This is a genomic window from Paenibacillus sp. GCM10027628 (genome assembly GCF_042676385.1).
Classification (GTDB): Bacteria; Bacillota; Bacilli; order Paenibacillales; family NBRC-103111; genus Paenibacillus_E.
Genome location: NZ_JBHTHA010000041.1, coordinates 19,212 through 37,739, shown reverse-complemented (window position 1 = coordinate 37,739; position 18,528 = coordinate 19,212). Strand labels below are relative to the sequence as shown.

The window sequence follows — 18,528 nt, the reverse complement described above, 5'->3', positions numbered from 1 at the left end:
CTCCCAACGCGCTAAAACTTCTTGAGCGAAATCATGATCCGAGTCCCTTCGCCCACTTGGCTGGTAGCCCAAATCTTTCCTTCATGCCCTTCAACAATTTGCTTGGCGATGGCCAGGCCAAGTCCGCTGCCGCTCTTTCGGGACGGGTCCGCCTGATAAAATCGTTCAAAAATGTGAGGCAGCTTCGTTTCCGGTATCCCTTTTCCATTATCTCTTATCTCTATAATGACCGAGGTCCGCGTCTCGCGCAGCATAATCGTAATCTGCCCTCGGCCCTTCTCTACATAAGTCATCGCATTATCCAGGATGTTCTGAACAACTCGTTTCAACCGCTCCCGATCGATCAAGACCTGTACCGATTCCTTCAATTCATTGATTAGCTCGATGGCGATGTCCGCCTTCTCGAATTCATATTTATAATCCGCTACGCAATCCTCGAAATAAGCCAGCACATCACTCTTCTCAAAATGATACGGCAGTTGGTTCAGATCGAGCTTCGAGTACAGCAGGAGATCGTCGATCATCGCGTTCACCAGAATCGCTTTGGACCTTGCGGTTTCCAGGTACTCCTCCAGCTTTTCCGGCGTTTTGGCAACGCCGTCGATGATGCCTTCAATATATCCTTTAATGGATGTCACAGGTGTTTTCAGATCATGTGAAATGCTGGACACCAGGAACTTTCGGTTGTCGTCGTATTTTTCCTGCAAATAGACGGATTCCTTGAGCTTGATCCGCATAAGCTCTAGCGTTCTGCACAGTTCACGAACTTCACCTTCACCCTCCTCGGCAATGCCACGGCTCAAATCGCCTTCACTAATAGCATTCGCTGCAGCTTTCAGCCGAGAAATCGGCGTAATGATGCCCCGTGAGAACCGGTAAGATACCCATAAGTTCATCACGAGAAAGACGAGCGTGAAGAAGCCCAGTGTAAAGCCGCCAAGCAGCCAGTAGAAGTCCGTGTTCACCTGAATCGGAGCCAGGAGCAGCAAAATGCCCATATCGCCGAATTGCAGCTTATAATCCACGCGAGCAAACTGATAATTGTCGCCATCCAGCTCAATTGTATCAAGCGGTGTCTCTCCCGCCGATAGAATCAAGCTTTTCTCAATATCGATTTTACTGAAACTTTTTGTCGCATATAAGACTTCCCGATTCTTTAATAGGACGGCACTGGCCCCCAGAACGTTCACTCGCCTCGTCAGCTCGCTTTGGTATTGTTGATCGAGCAGTTGGTCAAACCCGACCATCTGTGCTTGCCGCTGAAGCTCGCTAATCGCCGTCCGGACCTCGAAGGCGCGTTGTAATCCCTTCGCCTGCACTTCATGGCCGAATACCTTCGTATAGGTCGCAATAAAAATCACGACCGCTAGCAGCGTGAGGCCAATGGATACCAGCATCGCCAGTACGTTCATCGTAAAAAACCGTTTGGTGAAGTCCATGTTAATACCTCTCTAAATATCCTTCCTGTCGAACAAATAAAAACCCGTTGTAAATAACATCATACCACAACCTGCCAGAATCAAGACTTGGCGAAAAATTTTGAAGATATTCACTGATTCTGAAATCCAGAGGAAGTACCAGTCGAACATCGAGGTTACAAAGAAGCTGGAGTAAGCCGAGAATACGATGCCCAAGAAATTAAAGGCAATAAATACTAAGATCGATAGGAAGAAGACAGCTAGCCCGCCTTGAATCACATTCGCCAATAGAACAACAATCAGCGCAAAGACGAATACGGGGAAAAAAGTTAATGCATACGACGCGAGGACCTTGAACACGCCAACAAAGCTTGCGGTAAACGGATTAAAGATGAAGCCCGCTAGCATCGAGATGATCATCACAAACATCAGAATACCGGCAATAAATAAAGCCAAGTTCAGCACCTTCGCGCTAAATACGCCGATTCTCGACACAGGTCTTAGCAGGGTGATTTTCATCGTATTCGAAGAGGTTTCCCCGTTGAACATATCGATCGCTACGAAAGTCGCAAACAGCGGCAGAATGGTATAAGAGAAAAATTGCAGCACGACAATCGGAAATTCAACGCTGCCAACGACACGTAGTCCCAATCCATGCTTGATTGTTGTGACGGCAAGCTGTCCAATCATCACGGCAAGTGTGGACAAAATAACGGCAGAGAGCAGCTTCTTCTTTTTCATCAGCTTCACCGCTTCATTGAGGAATGCGGCTTTAAACCCGGCCATTTCGGTCCACCTCGCTTACAAAATAATTTTCCAAGGACGAATAATAAGAAAGAATATTCTCGGTGTATTCTACGTTGACCAATCGGCCACCATAGACGATCCCGATTCTCGTGCAGGTTAACTCCACATCATGAATCAAGTGACTGGAGATGAAGAAAGTGGTCCCTTCCTGAGATAGCTGCTTAATGAGCTTCCGCATCTCCAGCATGCCTTCCACGTCCAGCCCGTTCAGAGGCTCGTCCAGAATGAGCAGCTTCGGCTTGGAAAGAATAGCCGCGGCAATCCCCATCCGTTGTTTCATCCCCAGGGAGAACTTTTGCGACTTTTCATTCTTGTATTTCAGCATTCCTGTAATTTCTAGACATTCATCAATACGCCGCTGATCCACATCCGGATAAAATCTTGCGAACAGCTTTAAATTTTCATTCGCTGTTAAATAAGGATACGACTCCGCGGTTTCAATCAGGCAGCCGACATACTTCATCGCATTCACATAATCCTCGATCACGCTGACGCCAAAAATCTTCACATCGCCGCGGTCGGGCTTCATTAGCCCAGTAATCATTTTCATGGCGGTTGTCTTCCCCGCCCCGTTCGGGCCAAGGAATCCGAAAACATCCCCTTGATCGACTTCCAGGTTCAATTCGCTAATGCCCCGACCGTTCTTAAACGACTTGGTCAATCCGCTAATTTCAATCGCCTTAACGGTCACTTTCTTTCAACTCCTCATATAAAAATACATAGGAAGCCGCGACGCATCGCAGCCTCCCGAAGGGTACGTTTATTCAAAAACGCGGTCGAATTGGCTATCATAGAACGGCTTCATCGTTGATTTGTAAGTATCTTTTCCAGTTATTTTCATGTTAATATCTACATAAAGATTGCCGTTACCGTTCGGTTGAATCATACCGTTCTTCTGCTCGCCTTTTGCATTCGTGTAAGTAAACGCCTGATTCGAAGACGACAGGTTGTACTCGAAATTGAACGTATCTTTGTCCGGATAGTCGCTTTCGAAGCCAGGGTAGACGGTCTCTGTATATGTACCCGTCACTTTATCGGCATTAACGCTTGTAATTTCAAGCTTTCTTTCCCCGATCTTCACAAACTTGCCTTCTTTCTCCATGACGATGTTATTCTTATATGTTCCTATATATTTGCTGCTCAGACCATTGGAATAGCTCACCTTCTCCACGTCTGCGCCCGCGAGGTCCGGCTTCACAACCTTCGTCGTGCCTACATCGGACAACTTCAAAACTACGTTCAGGGAAAGATCATGTTGAACGCCGTTTTGATCTTTGCCTGACAGAGTAATATCGCCAGTTACATTCTCCAAGTAACCTGCTCTATTCTCAACGGCAGACCCTACAACCTTTTTCACAAAGATATCGCTGTTGATTGTCGGCATATTGGAATCATGGCTCAACGATTGCTTGAACCCGAAGGAAGCGACCGCATTCGCAAGCGCAGGCACCTGCGCCTCAGACAAGCTGCCGGCATATAGCTTGCTGCCGTTTGCTCCTTCTTCGACTTGGACGTAATCCTTCAGATTACCGACCACGGCATCCACAATTTTTTCAATCTCCGGCGCCCTATTTTCTTTAAACGGGTCTTGGAACTCTCCCGGTGCACTGCGCTTCATATCATTTGGAAATTCTGTGACGTATAACTTGTTCTCGACGCTATTTTTCCAAGCGGAATATTTCGCATCTTCGTACGTAAAGTTACTAGTGGTTTTGCCGTCGGTCCCTGTATTCACAGTTTTGCTTTCGGACATTTTATTGACCGTATCAAACTTTTTGGTCTCTGAGGACTGGATCAGAATTTTATCGTTATCTTTGAGGGTGTAGAGCGTCTCCACCGTGTAGTTGCCTAACCCTTTCTCCATCATCGCAGCCGTCGATTTCACGGAACCCTTTAACGAGTCATACCCAGATCCGAGCAGCGAATCGGCGAATGCCGTTGAGACGAACAAGCAAGCGCCAACTGTAAACGAAAGCACCGTTAATCCTTTTTTACTATATTTCATTTCTGTTCTCCTTTTAAGCAACAATTTGGGGGAAACGTTTCCTTATTACTTATTCTAAACCAAGCTTATTGAATCCCTCTAAATCGTTTATTAACAAAGTATAAACTCCTGCCTCCTCTGCCATCTTACAAGATTTAGTTAAGAAATTGTTTTGTGCTGACATCTATCTCCTTTTTGTTCATATGATTGTTCCTGCGGTACTCATCCGGGGTCACACCAAATCGACTTTTAAACACTCTATAGAAATACTTGTCGTCCTTAAAGCCGACTTTTGCGGCAATTTCGTAAACTTTCATGTTGCTGTTTTGCAGCAGTTCGATCCCTCTGCCCGCACAGTGTCTCCGAGGTCCCTCAGCAGGGATGGCCAGTCCGGTTTCCAGCCCAACGGCCTAAAGCTGTTCAAATAAAAAACCTCTGAAGTTCGCAACATATGGACTTCAGAGTTTTTTTGTCAGCTGGCAACCTCTTCCCGTTTGTGATCATAGTAACTGGCAGGGATGATTCTAAACACTTTTACATAGAGGAAGGAACTAAGAATGGTGACCAAGAAAATAAATCCAAACACCACTGGCGGAGGAAACCATGTGGAAAGCATGATCGTGACGGGAGCAATAAACCTGCCCGCCGAGTACTGAAGACTGGATGCCCCCATATACTGACCTCTAGCTTTGTCCGGCGCATATTTGCTGATGAAGCTATCCGTAACCGGGCTGCGTGAAAGCTCCCCAATGGTAAAGATAAATGTGAAAATAAACAGTAGCCATGCATGTGTCGTTAACCCAATCATAAACATTCCTGCTCCGAACAGCAGAGAAGACATGATGAGAATGTTCCGTTCAGACCATTTTTCAAACAACTTCGTCACTGGCAGAGCACATAGTACAAACAAGAGACCATTTAGACCCAGCATCCAGCCGAATACCTGCGTGCTGCTGAGAGAAACGGTCCAGCCACGAAATACCAGCAGCGGCTGCGCCGGCACATATTCTTTCACGTACACGGCAAGATACATGTCCAGTTGCATAAAGGCGATAGTAACCAGAATGCCGGCAGCAATATAGAGAGCAAATACCTTATCCCTGAAAATAACGCCATAGCTGCTTATTTGCTCTTTCAGAATTACGGACAGCTTATGGCCTGACCGGGTCAACCCGGCCGTTTCCGGGAGAGTCTCCCTGATCATAAATAGGATCGTCAGGAAATACAGCATTGTCAAGGTCGTGCAGGTCCAGAGCAGTTCATGCCGGTATCGGAAAAAGAAGACCGAGCCTAACGCAGGGCCGAATACCGCCCCGATGTTTCTTCCTGTCACAAACGTGGCATAGACCATCCGTCTTTCTTTTTCCGGTATTACATCCGCCACCATGGCTGAACTGGCTGGCATATATATGGCTCCCCCCAGTCCAAGTCCGATATAAGCGAGATAATCCAGCCAATGAGAAGAGGATAGTGCAAATATGGCAAACATCGAAGTCTGCAGAAATACACCTAGTAGCATAGCCGGTCTCCGGCCCAGACGGTCTGAAAGGAATCCGCCAAATAAGCTGCCCACCAGACTGATCAAAGGCGGTACCGCCATCAGCATGCTGGCAATAGATTTGCCAAAGGCATCACTGAAAAACAAGGTGATGAAAGGAAAGTAAATCCAAAACAGCAGGTTGAACAGCGTGTCACCGGTCAATCTGATTTTCAGATTCAGATCCCATTTGAGCCAATTCAATTGAGAAGGTCCTCCTGTTTCTTGATTTGAGCTCTTATTACCCGAAAGTTGAATATGCAATCTACTCAATATAAACGATTCGTGTAGCTATCTACAAGTCCTTTAGAAATGATGTTTCTATTTATATTGAATTTTTACTTCGGGATACTCGGATGGCTTTTGTTTAAGAAAATTGCTGTTTATGTTTTTAAGATATTTATCAAAAAAAGCAGTTATATAAGCGTTTGTGATTCGCAAACCACGTTCTCCATCAATTGTTCCGAACACGCCCACGGCTTTTAATATAGGTGAAAAAAAGATAGCATTATCTAAAAAACTGGCGTGGGCTGCTTTGGATATCTCTACTAGGTATCCATCCTTCTTTAAACCGTTATAAACGCCCTGTATTTTGCTAAATTCTTGGAAATAACTTTCGTTTTGCTGATGTTGACTCATGATAAACATAAACGGTTTTTCAGGATTTTTCTCGACACCGTACAAATAGCCATCGATATCAATACCCGCCTTAATCCGATTATCTAGCAAACATGATTCAGCGGCAGCTGCTCCTCCAAATGAATGTCCAAGAGTACCTATATTCTCCGTATCCATATGTCCCGTCCACATGCTCCCCTGCACACTATTCATTTCAACAAATTTATTAACTGCAAATCTCATATCTTCAGTCCAGGTTTTAATTAATTTGGAACCAACCTCATTCATCTGCTCATCTGTTAGATTGTTTTCTGGTATCGTTCCTTCAGGTGTCCTATATGCAACGCTTTCATCTGAAAACACAACAAAACGGGAACTGTAGGTTGGGTTTATCCCAACTACAATATATCCCTGACTTGCAAGATTTTCGGCCAATGTTGTATAGCTAAACACTATGTTACCCATTCCAGGTTCAAAAACGATTAAGGGGTAAGTAGTTTGTCTGGTTGATAATGGCACATCCTGAAAAGAATTCGTATTGATTGTTCTAAAATTCTGCTGTAAATACGGAAAACCTGAATCTTTTTCTTGAATGGTTTCCCACTTATCTGGAAAATAATCTGTCTTTTTAGCGTTTTTATTTAAATCTGTTGGATACCAAATCCATATAGACAATTTTCTTTTAGTGCCCTTTGTTTCGGAATAAGCTTCGTTTCGAGAATCATCAATCCAATCATACCCAATTCTAGCAACTGCAAATTGCCCTGTTGGTTTAGGCAATATCACAGTTTTATTCCTTTGAATTAATAAATATACTAATAACAAAACCAATAAACCTAATCCTATTACAATTACTGATAAAAACAATCTTAGTAAACTTCTTTTGGAAATCATATTTCAGTATCACCTTCCATATAGACGATTTTTGTTCTACATCGGTTTGCTATAAAATACCAATTAGAGGTTCAAAAAATCTCTAAATAATAATGGACTGGAGTGATGTATTTCCATGTTTTCGTACGCAAACCTCGATCTGTCATCACCTGATTTCAAAAAAAATGCCCACGAGATTTACAAGAAGCTCAGGCAAAATGATCCGCTTCATGAAATTGCAATGCCGGATGGGCAGAGGGCATGGCTCTCTACACGATACGACGATGCAGTACAAATTTTGAAAGATGACGAACGTTTTACGAAAAATTTGCAATCTCTTTCCCCTGAAGACTATGCGGCGATTTTGCCCAAAAAGGAAATGGATCTACTCAGCAAACAGATGCTCTCAAGCGACCCGCCCGATCATACCCGTCTTCGTTCCATCGTATCCAAGGCTTTTTCCCCCCAGATGATTGAAGACATGCAGGATGAAATTCAGCGAATAAGCGATGATCTAGTTGACCGAATTCTGGAAAAAGGGAGCATGGAGGTTATCGCAGACTTTGCCTTTCCGCTTCCAATCATCGTGATCAGCCAGATGCTGGGTATTCCAGAGGATGATCATCACCTGTTTAAGAAATGGTCCAGTGACTTCATTGAGTCTGCCAATAATCGTGATAAGCTGAAAGAAGTATTCCCTTCCATCCAGGCTTTTGGCCTCTATATCGAAGATCTCATTACAGAGAGAAGGAAGCATCCCGGTTCCGATTTGATCAGCATGCTGATCCAAGCACACGATAGCAGAGATAAGCTGACTGCTGAAGAGTTGTCCTCCACGATCTGGCTGCTCATTGTCGCCGGGCATGAAACGACTGTCAATCTGATCGGTAACGGACTACTTGCATTATTGGAAAATCCGGATCAATTACGCTTGTGGCGTAGCGATCCGACCTTAATACAATCTGGCATCGAAGAATTGCTTAGGTATTACAGTCCCGTCGAAATTGCCACATCCCGTTGGGCCAGACTCGACTTTACTTGGCATGGCAAAAATGTTAGCAAAGGCGATTTGATTTTTGTCGGCTTGGCAGCTGCCAATCGCGATCCAGAGCAATTCGAGAATCCCGACCGACTGGATATTACGAGAAAGAAAAACAAGCATATGGCTTTCGGAAACGGCATTCACTTCTGTCTCGGTGCCCCGCTTGCCCGGCTGGAAGGGAAGATCGCCTTATCGACATTGCTTCGACGGTTGCCTAACCTGCGGATAGACATCGTATCCGAGGAGCTCAAATGGCGTTCAGGTATATTAATGAGAGGTTTAGAGCGATTTCCGGTCATTTTTTGAGGTAAGTCGAACAACGGCGTTCAAATCGATGCCCATTTGCACCTATAGAAAACTGGTTTCATATATGAATCATGTTTCTTAAAAAAACGCGGCACATAACTATTGTATCACGGCTTTGTGTCGCGTTTTTCCCCCAGTTAGGATTAGTCGCTATTTCTGACCCTGTGCCAGTGATTGGCCTCTCAGAAGACTAACGAGCAGAAGAATGATCGGCAATCCTACGATGAAAATTGGAAAAATGTAAATAATCCATACGAATTTCGTAAAATCCAACATACCTATGACGTTGGCCGGCACTAAAGAAATCGTAAAAATGACGGTGGCCGCAAATCCGATGATGACCCGCCAATTCTTGATGCCAATCAATTGTGCGGTTCCATAACTGTTGATGAACAGGTAAATGGCTAGTTTTACGAAGACGCTAAAAATCCAAATGAACATAATCCAGACATCCATGTTTTGAATAAATTCCAGATAATTAATAAACCGCACCATGCTAAAGTACGGATAAATTAAGGTGGATCCGATATTGGTTCCGAATGTCATAATTACAAAAATTGCTGTAATGACGGCGATAAAGGATGGGATACATATCGCTAGTAGAGTGGGCTTAAGCATCTTTTGCGAATTGGAAATGAAAGGAACTAACATCATGATCATCATGGATTCACCTAGAAATGATGCATTCACAAACGAACCCTTCAAAATAGATAGAGCCCCAGAGTCTGCATATACAGGAAAAAGAAGCGATGGGCGCAGATTCATTACATTCAATCCAAAAGTAATAACAATGCCAACTAGCAGCAGAGGGCCAGCTAATTCACTGAAATGAGCAATAGCTTCGACGCCTCCTGCGTAGTTGATGTAGACCATAGCAGCGATCATAAGAATGGCGATGACCCAGATCGGCGTATCGTGAAACAAAAATTGCTTAATAAATAACGAGAATATTCTCAATATATCTGCCGATACGGAGAACCACACCAAAATATACAGCACACTGATCAGCTTCCCGACCCATTTCCCAAAAAGCTTCTGTGCAAACTCCACCAGTGTGTGTGTGGAATGCCGTTGACAAACTCGAACTAAAATCAGTGTCACGACGAGTCCAATGACACCTGCTACTGCCAGTGAGATCCAGGCGTCCTGTCTAGCAATCTCAATCGTGGGAGATATAGTAAGCCAAATACTCATTGAAATTTCTAACGTTGTGAGCATCCAAAACAACTGCCAGATCGAAATTTTCACTTTCTATCTCCTATTCCTGGGATGCGCTTGCCAATATCCCCCGAATCCTGAATTTTTAATTTGACTTGAACCGTTACTTCAACAGTCGGGAAGATTTCATCCCAATTCTTCCGAATTTCTTTCCAGCGGTAAGGATGTTCTCTATGAATTTCTTCACCGATGCCAATCACGTCCTGACCATATTGAAGCTGCAATTTTTTAATTGTTGCTTCGACTTTCTTGGCTTTGATGTCATTAAGCTTACGTTCTAAAGGAATACGTTCTGCGGATTCGGATAAATCAATATCCGTATTGTTTTCAAGAATTCTCCCTGTTCCCTCTAGCTTCACATCGGCTTTAATTTTATTGCCTATCAATTGGGTACGAATGGATTTTTTTAGGTTGGATTCATACAAAGATATACTGCCTTCCTCCGTATCTTCCGTAACATATTGATCTTTCAACACGCCTTTCACCCAAACCATTTCCAGGGATTCTCTCCCGCTCACTTTCCCGACCATTTGCAAGTCTTTATTAAAAATAGCAACGGACTTCACTTCGATAATTTCATGTTTCTCTTGTTCATTATTCGGTGTAATTTCGACCATCGGCATGGAAGGTCGGATGCCGTCCCGTCCTATATCAAGTAAGACATCTCGTAAAGCAGTGTCCCCTAAACGACAAAATCGGTCTTGTTCAACGGCCACGATCGCTGAGAATTGATTGAACGGACTCTTAATTTTCAATACATCTTTGCCTTCTCCATGATCGACAACGAAGATATCTGTGCGCATACGCGTATCGGTATTTCGTGTAAATTGATCCATAATATCAATTAAGCCTTTTTTCGCCAGCTTTTCGCCAATGAAAATGGATCTGCGGTGTCCAAGAAAAATCTTGCGCGGCAGTTTATCCTGAACTTGTTGTTCTAAGTCAACGATTGAAGTTCCCGTAGCTGTAAGTACAATGTTTCCTCTTTGCTCGTTTCCCCCTCCCCCACCACCTTTTTTGCTATTGATACTGGCAGGAACTGCAACCTGAGCGCTTTTTTGAAGTTTTCCACTCTCCGACAAATCCAGTGCAGTTCCAATCCAGAATGCGTATTCATTAATTTCATTCCGATCCCAACATCCAGAAATGATCATTGTCAGTATTAAACACAGAATTAGCCTTATTTTCTTCATTGTTTTTGTTGCTCCGAAACGTATCGTTTGTTCATTCTTATCAGCGTATCCTTCCAGAATTTTTTCCCAATTGGAGCTATCGGTTTTAGATAGGGGACTCCGAAAGACTTTAATGTTACAAGATGAATCATGACGAACATGACCCCGATAGCGACACCATACAGACCAAGGAATCCACCTAAGATCAGAAGTGGAAACCTCAAAATTCGGAACGGCAAAGCCAAACTGTAGTTCGGAAACGCAAACGAGGCAATTCCGGTCCCTGCAACGATCATCACGATGGGAGCAGATATAAAGCCAGCTTGGACAGCTGCTTCGCCTATGACCAGCGCCCCTACGATACTTACTGCCGAGCCGATTGCTTTCGGCAACCGAAGACCGGCTTCCCGCAGCCCTTCGAACATCAGTTCCATTAATAAGGTTTCGATTACGGTGGGAAACGGAATCCCTTCTCGAGATACCGAAATACTGAGCATTAAATTAAGCGGAATCATCTGTGGATGGAACGTCGTAAGTGCAACATATACAGAAGGAAGTAAGCAAGACATAATGGCCAGCAGGAACCGGATAATTCTGACTGCCGAAACGTATAAGAACCGTTCATAATGGTCTTCCGCTGCTTGAAATCCTGACCAAAAAGTCATGGGCAGCAATAAAGCGTTCGGAGAGCCGTCGACGATAATGGCAACTCTACCTGCCAGTAGACTCGCGGATACGGTGTCCGGACGTTCTGTATTTTGGATTTGCGGGAATAAGGAAAAGGTCTTGTCCTCGATAAACTCCTCTATATAGCCAGAGTCCAATAGTTGATTTGAGCGAAAAGACCGAAGTCTTCTTCTGACTTCTTGAAGCAGCTCCGGTTTCGCCTTCTCTTCGATATATGCAAGGACAAACTCCGTATTCGTCAGTTCTCCGGCTTGATGCAATTCGAACTTTAATTTGGGATGACTTATTTTTCTTCGAATCATGCTTAAATTTGTTTTGAGGTCCTCGGTAAAACCTTCACGCGGACCCCGAATAGAGGCCTCAATGGATGGCTCATTGATTGCGCGTTGTTTGAAGTTAGTCAGATCTGCTAAATATGCATAAGGCATACCGTCTAGAAAAATCGCCGTACTGCCTTTCAAGACTTTAGCTACAATTTCCGGTAATTGGTTAGCAACTGTATATTGGGTCAATCGATCAAAATCACGACTAATCATGCAGGCCGATATAATTTGTTCCAATCTATTTGAGTCTGTCAGCTCTTCAATATAAACGAGTAAAATATCGGAGTGATCCGTAAGTTTTAACGGTCTGAATACGATATCAGCACAATTGTGAAAAATTTGCCGTAACGCCTCATGATTGATCGTCACCCTTTCGTTCACATCCACTGGCGTGCTCAGCTCCAAATCCCTTCCCCCCTTTCCAAAATTCCCGTTTTTATTTTGTGTATTTTTATACTGATTTATTCCAGAAAATAGAAAAAGAAGCCCACTCGCAATGCGTAGTGGTGCTTCTTGATTTGGCGTTCTTGGAATCTCTTGTTATTATTTCGATTATCTTCGGAACGGAAGAGCACCCACTACCGGATGAGGAACATACAATTCTTCCAGAGACATCATCTCTTCTGATGTTAACGAAATAGAAACAGCAGCTACCGCTTCTTCGAGATGCGACATTTTGGTAACCCCAATTATGGGAGCTGTAACAGGTTCTTTCTGCATAAGCCAGGCAAGTGCAATTTGGGCACGGGGAACTCCACGTTTTTCTGAGATGGTCTCAAGCCGCTCAACAATCAGTTTATCCAAATTGGCAGTCGCATCGTATTTGCTTTTCTGGGCTTGGTCGGTTTCGAAACGATACGTTGTTTCCGACCAATCACGGGCCAATCTTCCTGATGCGAGCGGGCTATAAGGAATCACACCGATTTTTTCTTCCATGCATAGCGGGAGCATTTCTCTCTCTTCCTCACGGTATATGAGGTTGTAGTGATTCTGCATCGATACAAAACGAGTCCATCCATTCTTCTCGGCAACATGCATAGCCTTTAAGAACTGCCATGCGTACATGGCGGAAGCACCGATGTATCTTGCCTTTCCAGCCTTCACTACATCATGCAAGGCTTCCATCGTTTCTTCAATAGGCGTATCGTAATCCCAGCGATGGATTTGATAAAGGTCTACATAATCGGTACCCAGTCTTTTAAGGCTCTTGTCAATTTCACTCATGATTGCTTTTCGGGAAAGACCTGCACCATTTGGTCCCTGATGCATTCGGAAATGAACTTTTGTAGCAATGACAACTTCATCACGATTGGCATAGTCCTTTAAAGCACGTCCTACAATTTCCTCACTTGATCCGACTGAATATATATTCGCTGTATCAAAAAAATTGATACCTAGATCCAAAGCTTTTTTGATTATCGGACGACTATTCTCTTCATCAAGAATCCACGGATGTGTCCATCGTTCGGCTACTCCAAAGCTCATGCAACCAAGACAAATCCGAGAAACATCCAATCCGGTATTTCCTAGTTTCACATATTCCACTTAATTCCCCTACTTTCTAATTGATATGATTCCTTCACACTAGAGGATCATTTGCCCGTTCTATGAAATTAACACCGCGGTCAACTGCCGCATGAATGACTGAAATTGCATCTTTCTTTTCTGGTAACGGACCCTCTGGCTCATTCCCATGCAACCTAACCCAATTGAAGAAACTTCTAGACCACTTTTACCAAGTTTACGCTTTTGCATGCTAGATCGTCCTTTCTTTTGGTTACGTCACTTCAAGTCATCTCCATTATGCAACAAATGAAAACGAGACTGATATCTCATTTGTGTCAAATGATTGCCTAATACTCTCACTATGACTCTCACACATTGGATACTTGCTCAGTAATTGCCTGTGCCTGGTCATATGTTTCTTTCAGACGCTTTTTGTCAGCTTTAGGAGGAAAACCAAACATGCGAGAATATTCACGGCTAAACTGAGATGCACTTTCGTAGCCTACCCGGTAGGCGACCTCAGAAGCATCCGCCGATTCCGTTAACAATAGACGTCGAGCTTCTTGCAACCGAATTTGTTTTTGAAATTGAAGAGGGCTCATCGCAGTGATTTCTTTAAAGTGTCTATGTAACGAAGAAATACTCATATTCGCTATTTCAGCAAGTTCTTCAATCCGTAACGGACTGTCATAGTTACTCATGATTTGTTCAATAACATCTTTGATTTGATGGGTTGAGCTTCCTTCCATTATAATTTGCTCCAAAATAATCCCATTCTGACCTTGCAGTACCCGATAGAGAATTTCCTTCGTAAATAGTGGAGCAAGCACCGGAATATCTTTAGGATTATCAAGCAAACGAGCTAACCTGATGACTGAATCTAACAAAGATGATTCTATCTGGCTGACAAACATAGCTCGCTTCGGATTTTGTTTCGGATCAACACGAAATTCAGAATCATGTAAAAGCTCTAAGATTTGACTCGGTGTAAATTCAAGTTTGAAACCCAAATATGGAACATCGGGAGTGGCTTCAGTGACTTTCGCGGTAACTGGCAAGTGAACGGATGCAACTAGGTAATCGGCAGGACTGTACCTAAATCGTTCCTGTGCCAACCAAACCTCCTTCGCCCCTTGAACGACCATGCAAAAGGAAGGCTTGTAAACTCCATGGCTTCGTCCAGCCGCATTCGATACACGCATGAAAAATAGGGATGGAATAGCAGTTGGGTGAACACCATCCTTTTGTGTATAGCGCTCTATGATTTTGGTGAGTTCATTCTGCTGTTTAGTGATTAATTCAGACATTTGATTCTCCTTGTTTCTATTTCTGTTAGTTCGATTATAGTCCATAATTGTCTATTACATAAGTGATAGTGAGAGGATTAGGCAAACATTTAGCACGAATGGGATAACGGTCTTTTTGTCATCTGGTGCATAATAAGGATGTGAAGAGTTTAAAAAATGGAGGATTTAATATGCAAAATGTAATTTTGAACAATGGTGTTGAGATGCCAATACTCGGTTTTGGTGTATTTCAGATTGCAGATCAAAATGAATGTGAACAAAGCGTTTATGACGCTATTATGGCTGGCTATCGGCTTATCGATACAGCTGCCTCTTATCTAAATGAAGAAGCAGTTGGCAGAGCAATCAAACGGAGTGGCTTTGCAAGAGAGGAATTATTTATTACTACGAAACTTTGGGTTCAGGATGCTGGATATGAGCGCACAAAAAATGCATTTAAAAAATCACTGGAAAGATTGCAATTGGATTATTTGGATTTGTATTTAATTCATCAACCATTCGGCGATGTTCATGGTTCTTGGCGCGCTATGGAGGAATTGTATCGTGAAGGTAAGGTCCGTGCAATTGGCGTTAGTAACTTCCACGAGGATCGTCTGATCGATTTGATCATTCATAATGAAGTAGTTCCTGCTGTAAATCAGGTTGAAACGCATCCTTTCAACCAACAAATCGAAAATGCAAAATTCATGAAAGCGAGTAATGTTCAAATAGAATCCTGGGCGCCTTTTGCTGAAGGGAAAAATAACTTGTTCCAGAATGAGTTATTGGTATCCATAGCCGAAAAGTATAGTAAGTCCGTTGCTCAGGTGGTTTTACGTTGGTTGACTCAAAGAGAAGTCGTTGTGATTCCAAAGTCTGTCCGTAAAGAAAGAATTATCGAAAACTTCAACATCTTTGATTTTCAATTGAGCCAAGAGGATATGGAGTCGATTGCTACATTAGATACGAAACAGAGCCTGTTCTTTTCGCATCGTGATCCTGAGATGGTGAAGTGGATTGGTAACCGTAAACTTGATATCTAACCATCGCTATTTTGATAGGAGCAGATCCACTTAGGCAATCTGCTCCTATTGCCATTACAATATTTCGATATACCCTTCTGTTCCATGCACGCGAATTCGCTGCCCATCTTTTATCAGTTTGGTAGCATTCTCCACTCCGACAACTGCTGGTAAGCCATATTCACGTGCGATAACTGCTCCATGGGTCATCAGTCCACCAACTTCGGTGACTAGTCCTTTAATGGATACGAACAATGGTGTCCAGCTAGGGTCAGTAAACGTGGTGACTAATATATCTCCATCTTCTAGATTAGCATCTTCCATGTTTAAAATGACACGCGCTCGCCCCTCGATCACGCCGGAAGAAACGGGTAAACCTATGATCGCATCAGCTGGGAGATTTTCTCGTTTGTACTCACCTGCAATGATTTCACCATCAGACGTGATCACACGCGGCGGAGTTAGTTTTTCATAAAATTTGTACTCGTCTTTTCGTTTGCTGATGATCTGGTAATCCAGTTTATTTGTGCGTACGACTTCGTGAAGTTCTTCAAAATTGAGGTAGTAAATATCTTCTTTTTCAAGAATAACGCCCGCTTGTACGAGTTGCTCGGCTTCTTTCAGTATAGCTTGCTTATAAACGAAGTAGCGATTAACCCAGCCGTATTTTGGATATTCACGATAACCGATGAAATTCCGGATTAGGTCGATCACTCGTTTTGTTTCTTTGGCTTTTTGTTCACCATCCGGTAATTGCTTCAATCGATCTAATAATTCTTGTTCTTTTTTCAAAGCTTCCTGACGCCCTTGCTCAAATTTCCGATTGCTGGCATTAGGCTCAAAGTTTTTGATGTTACCCAGAATCATGGGGACAAGTGTAATTGGTTTTTCACTCCATCGAGTTCTGGAAATATCGATTTCTCCAGCACATCGCATTCCATATTTGTGGAGATAATTATAGATTGCATCTTGAGTTTCCTTGCCACCATCAAACTTAACCAGTTCATCCAAAAAGTGATCATCTTTTACATGTTGTAAATAATTTATTACTTCCGGATAAGGACGAATCACATCTGCGACATCCAATAGCGCCAGACCCATTTCCGAAGTAATATTGTTTGGCACAGATTGAGAAAGCGTATCTGCTACGTTTTTTTCACCTAACCACTCGTTCATTTTTTCATTGACCCATGATGAAGCATCCATAGCTGTCATAAAAACCTTTGTACTTTGTGGGTCAAATAAAATCTTCTTTAATTGCTGGATATCTTCTAGAATAAAATCAAATAAATCTGATCCTGATTTCGTTTGGATGTTTTGTTTTAACTGTTCTATCGATGATTGACTACTCTTAATCAAATCAGAAACGATTGTCGGATCATTTTCGATTTGTGCTTGAAAACTCTCAGACGACATATCTTTTTTGATTTTACCTGGACCCTGTTCTTTTTTATCATTTGGCAATAATTTTATAAAATCGCGCTCTACTATGGTCATGAGTGCGTCTTTCATGAGCGGATCGTGTTGTCCCATGGTATTAAATAAATTTTCTCTTCTGTCAGATGAAGCCAGCATAGGTGTAACATCAACAAACAACCTTCCGCCAGCTTTACGCATGGGTGCAGGTGTAATTAACAGGTAAAAAGACAATCCCAATGGTTTTATAGGGTCGGTCATCATTTGTTGATGTCCGACAGATATATAAACGTGATTTTCTTGATCATTTGCTTCAGGGATCGGGTATAATGTCGTGATGGGCCGATTTTGGACAATGTAAAATGTATCTTGGGCCAAACACCATTCGATATCTTGCGGCTGTCCGAAATAAGCTTCGATCTGTCTTCCGATGCGTGCCAGTTGTAAAATTTGTTGTTCAGTAAGGGTTTGAGTCTTTTGCTGATTGGGTTCGATCTGCCGGGTCTCTGTTCCGCCTTCTTTTCGTCCATAGATAGCCAATTTTTTGGTTGCTATCATCTTATCGACGATTTCCTCTTCCTGTACTTTATAACAATCGGCAGATACCAAGCCAGAGACCAGCGCTTCTCCAAGTCCAAAACTGGCATCGATTGTTAGCAGCTTACGGTTAGAAGTAATCGGATCAGCGGTAAATAAAATCCCTGAAGCCTGTGGGAAAACCATCCTTTGAACGATAACGGATAGATAAACTTGACTGTGGTCAAATCCATTTTGCATACGGTAGATTACCGCACGATCCGTAAATAGGGAAGCCCAACATTTGCTGATATGCTGCATGATTGCTGCTTTGCCGATGATATTTAAATAGGTGTCTTGTTGACCAGCAAAAGAGGCATGTGGTAAATCTTCAGCAGTCGCACTAGAACGCACTGCATAAGCATGTTCATCACCATACTGGGAGAGATAGTGAGTAACTGCTTTAACAACATCGGAAGGAATTTCTGCTTCCATAATGATTTGTCGAATCTTCCTGCTGATTTCACCAATCTGATCTCGATCTTCTACTTTTAGCATGGTTAGTCGATTGAGCAAAGCATGATACGTTTCGTTTTGTTCGATGGCTTTTTGATATCCCACTGTTGTAACACAAAATCCTTCTGGTACTTGAATTCCTTCAATTTTTGATAATTCCCCTAAATTTAACCCTTTTCCGCCAACGAGCAAAAGCTGTGTTTTTTCCATTTCCTGAAAACCGAGAACCAAAGAATTCATTCAATATCTCTCCTCATCATTAGATTGAGAAAAAACATTTG

General features: G+C 42.9%; 15 protein-coding genes. 2 read left to right on the top strand and 13 right to left on the bottom strand.

Going from position 1 to position 18,528, the window contains the following annotated elements:
- Positions 1-11 precede the first annotated feature (11 nt).
- The 7 genes from ACFQZT_RS26510 to ACFQZT_RS26480 form a co-directional block, all read right to left on the bottom strand.
- Positions 12-1,439 (bottom strand): sensor histidine kinase, encoded by a 1,428-nt coding sequence (locus ACFQZT_RS26510; RefSeq protein WP_379304885.1) that lies wholly within the window; start codon positions 1,437-1,439, stop codon positions 12-14.
- Between the two features lie 12 nt (positions 1,440-1,451).
- Positions 1,452-2,204, bottom strand: coding sequence for an ABC transporter permease (locus tag ACFQZT_RS26505; protein WP_379304883.1), 753 nt, complete (start codon positions 2,202-2,204; stop codon positions 1,452-1,454).
- The gene (locus tag ACFQZT_RS26500) at positions 2,191-2,916 is read right to left on the bottom strand and encodes an ABC transporter ATP-binding protein (protein ID WP_379304881.1); all 726 of its coding nucleotides are present in this window, start codon (positions 2,914-2,916) and stop codon (positions 2,191-2,193) included. Before ACFQZT_RS26500 ends, ACFQZT_RS26505 begins: the two co-directional genes overlap by 14 nt.
- Before the next feature lie 69 nt (positions 2,917-2,985).
- Entirely contained in the window at positions 2,986-4,230 is a 1,245-nt protein-coding gene (locus tag ACFQZT_RS26495; RefSeq protein WP_379304879.1) for a hypothetical protein, read from the bottom strand.
- A 134-nt stretch (positions 4,231-4,364) separates the two neighbouring features.
- Positions 4,365-4,541 carry a helix-turn-helix domain-containing protein gene (locus ACFQZT_RS26490; RefSeq protein ID WP_379304975.1) on the bottom strand — a complete coding sequence of 59 codons (177 nt, stop codon included), beginning with the start codon at positions 4,539-4,541 and terminating at the stop codon, positions 4,365-4,367.
- 140 nt (positions 4,542-4,681) lie between these two features.
- On the bottom strand, positions 4,682-5,950 hold the full coding sequence (locus ACFQZT_RS26485) for an MDR family MFS transporter (protein WP_379304877.1): 1,269 nt from the start codon (positions 5,948-5,950) through the stop codon (positions 4,682-4,684).
- A gap of 117 nt (positions 5,951-6,067) precedes the next feature.
- Positions 6,068-7,258: an alpha/beta hydrolase family protein gene (locus ACFQZT_RS26480; RefSeq protein WP_379304875.1), complete on the bottom strand. Its 1,191-nt coding sequence runs from the start codon at positions 7,256-7,258 to the stop codon at positions 6,068-6,070.
- A 115-nt stretch (positions 7,259-7,373) separates the two neighbouring features.
- On the opposite strand from ACFQZT_RS26480, the gene ACFQZT_RS26475 reads away from it, so the two are divergent.
- Positions 7,374-8,585, top strand: a complete 1,212-nt coding sequence (locus tag ACFQZT_RS26475; RefSeq protein ID WP_379304873.1) for a cytochrome P450 family protein — start codon at positions 7,374-7,376, stop codon at positions 8,583-8,585.
- Positions 8,586-8,735: 150 nt separating this feature from the next.
- Here the strand turns inward: ACFQZT_RS26475 and ACFQZT_RS26470 are convergent, their stop codons facing one another.
- From ACFQZT_RS26470 to ACFQZT_RS26450, 5 genes are all read right to left on the bottom strand, one after another.
- Positions 8,736-9,833 carry a GerAB/ArcD/ProY family transporter gene (locus ACFQZT_RS26470; RefSeq protein WP_379304871.1) on the bottom strand — a complete coding sequence of 366 codons (1,098 nt, stop codon included), beginning with the start codon at positions 9,831-9,833 and terminating at the stop codon, positions 8,736-8,738.
- Complete coding sequence (locus tag ACFQZT_RS26465) at positions 9,830-10,996, bottom strand: Ger(x)C family spore germination protein (protein ID WP_379304869.1); 1,167 nt, start codon at positions 10,994-10,996, stop codon at positions 9,830-9,832. The genes ACFQZT_RS26470 and ACFQZT_RS26465 overlap by 4 nt, the downstream gene beginning before the upstream one ends.
- A complete protein-coding gene (locus tag ACFQZT_RS26460) occupies positions 10,993-12,390 on the bottom strand; it encodes a spore germination protein (RefSeq protein ID WP_379304867.1) in 1,398 nt (465 codons plus the stop codon). Before ACFQZT_RS26460 ends, ACFQZT_RS26465 begins: the two co-directional genes overlap by 4 nt.
- Before the next feature lie 147 nt (positions 12,391-12,537).
- Positions 12,538-13,530 (bottom strand): aldo/keto reductase, encoded by a 993-nt coding sequence (locus tag ACFQZT_RS26455; RefSeq protein ID WP_379304865.1) that lies wholly within the window; start codon positions 13,528-13,530, stop codon positions 12,538-12,540.
- A 329-nt stretch (positions 13,531-13,859) separates the two neighbouring features.
- Positions 13,860-14,798, bottom strand: a complete 939-nt coding sequence (locus ACFQZT_RS26450) for an AraC family transcriptional regulator (RefSeq protein WP_379304863.1) — start codon at positions 14,796-14,798, stop codon at positions 13,860-13,862.
- A gap of 170 nt (positions 14,799-14,968) precedes the next feature.
- On the opposite strand from ACFQZT_RS26450, the gene ACFQZT_RS26445 reads away from it, so the two are divergent.
- Positions 14,969-15,820 carry an aldo/keto reductase gene (locus ACFQZT_RS26445; protein ID WP_379304861.1) on the top strand — a complete coding sequence of 284 codons (852 nt, stop codon included), beginning with the start codon at positions 14,969-14,971 and terminating at the stop codon, positions 15,818-15,820.
- 54 nt (positions 15,821-15,874) lie between these two features.
- Here the strand turns inward: ACFQZT_RS26445 and ppsA are convergent, their stop codons facing one another.
- Positions 15,875-18,487: a phosphoenolpyruvate synthase gene (ppsA, locus tag ACFQZT_RS26440; RefSeq protein WP_379304859.1), complete on the bottom strand. Its 2,613-nt coding sequence runs from the start codon at positions 18,485-18,487 to the stop codon at positions 15,875-15,877.
- Positions 18,488-18,528: the final 41 nt, after the last annotated feature.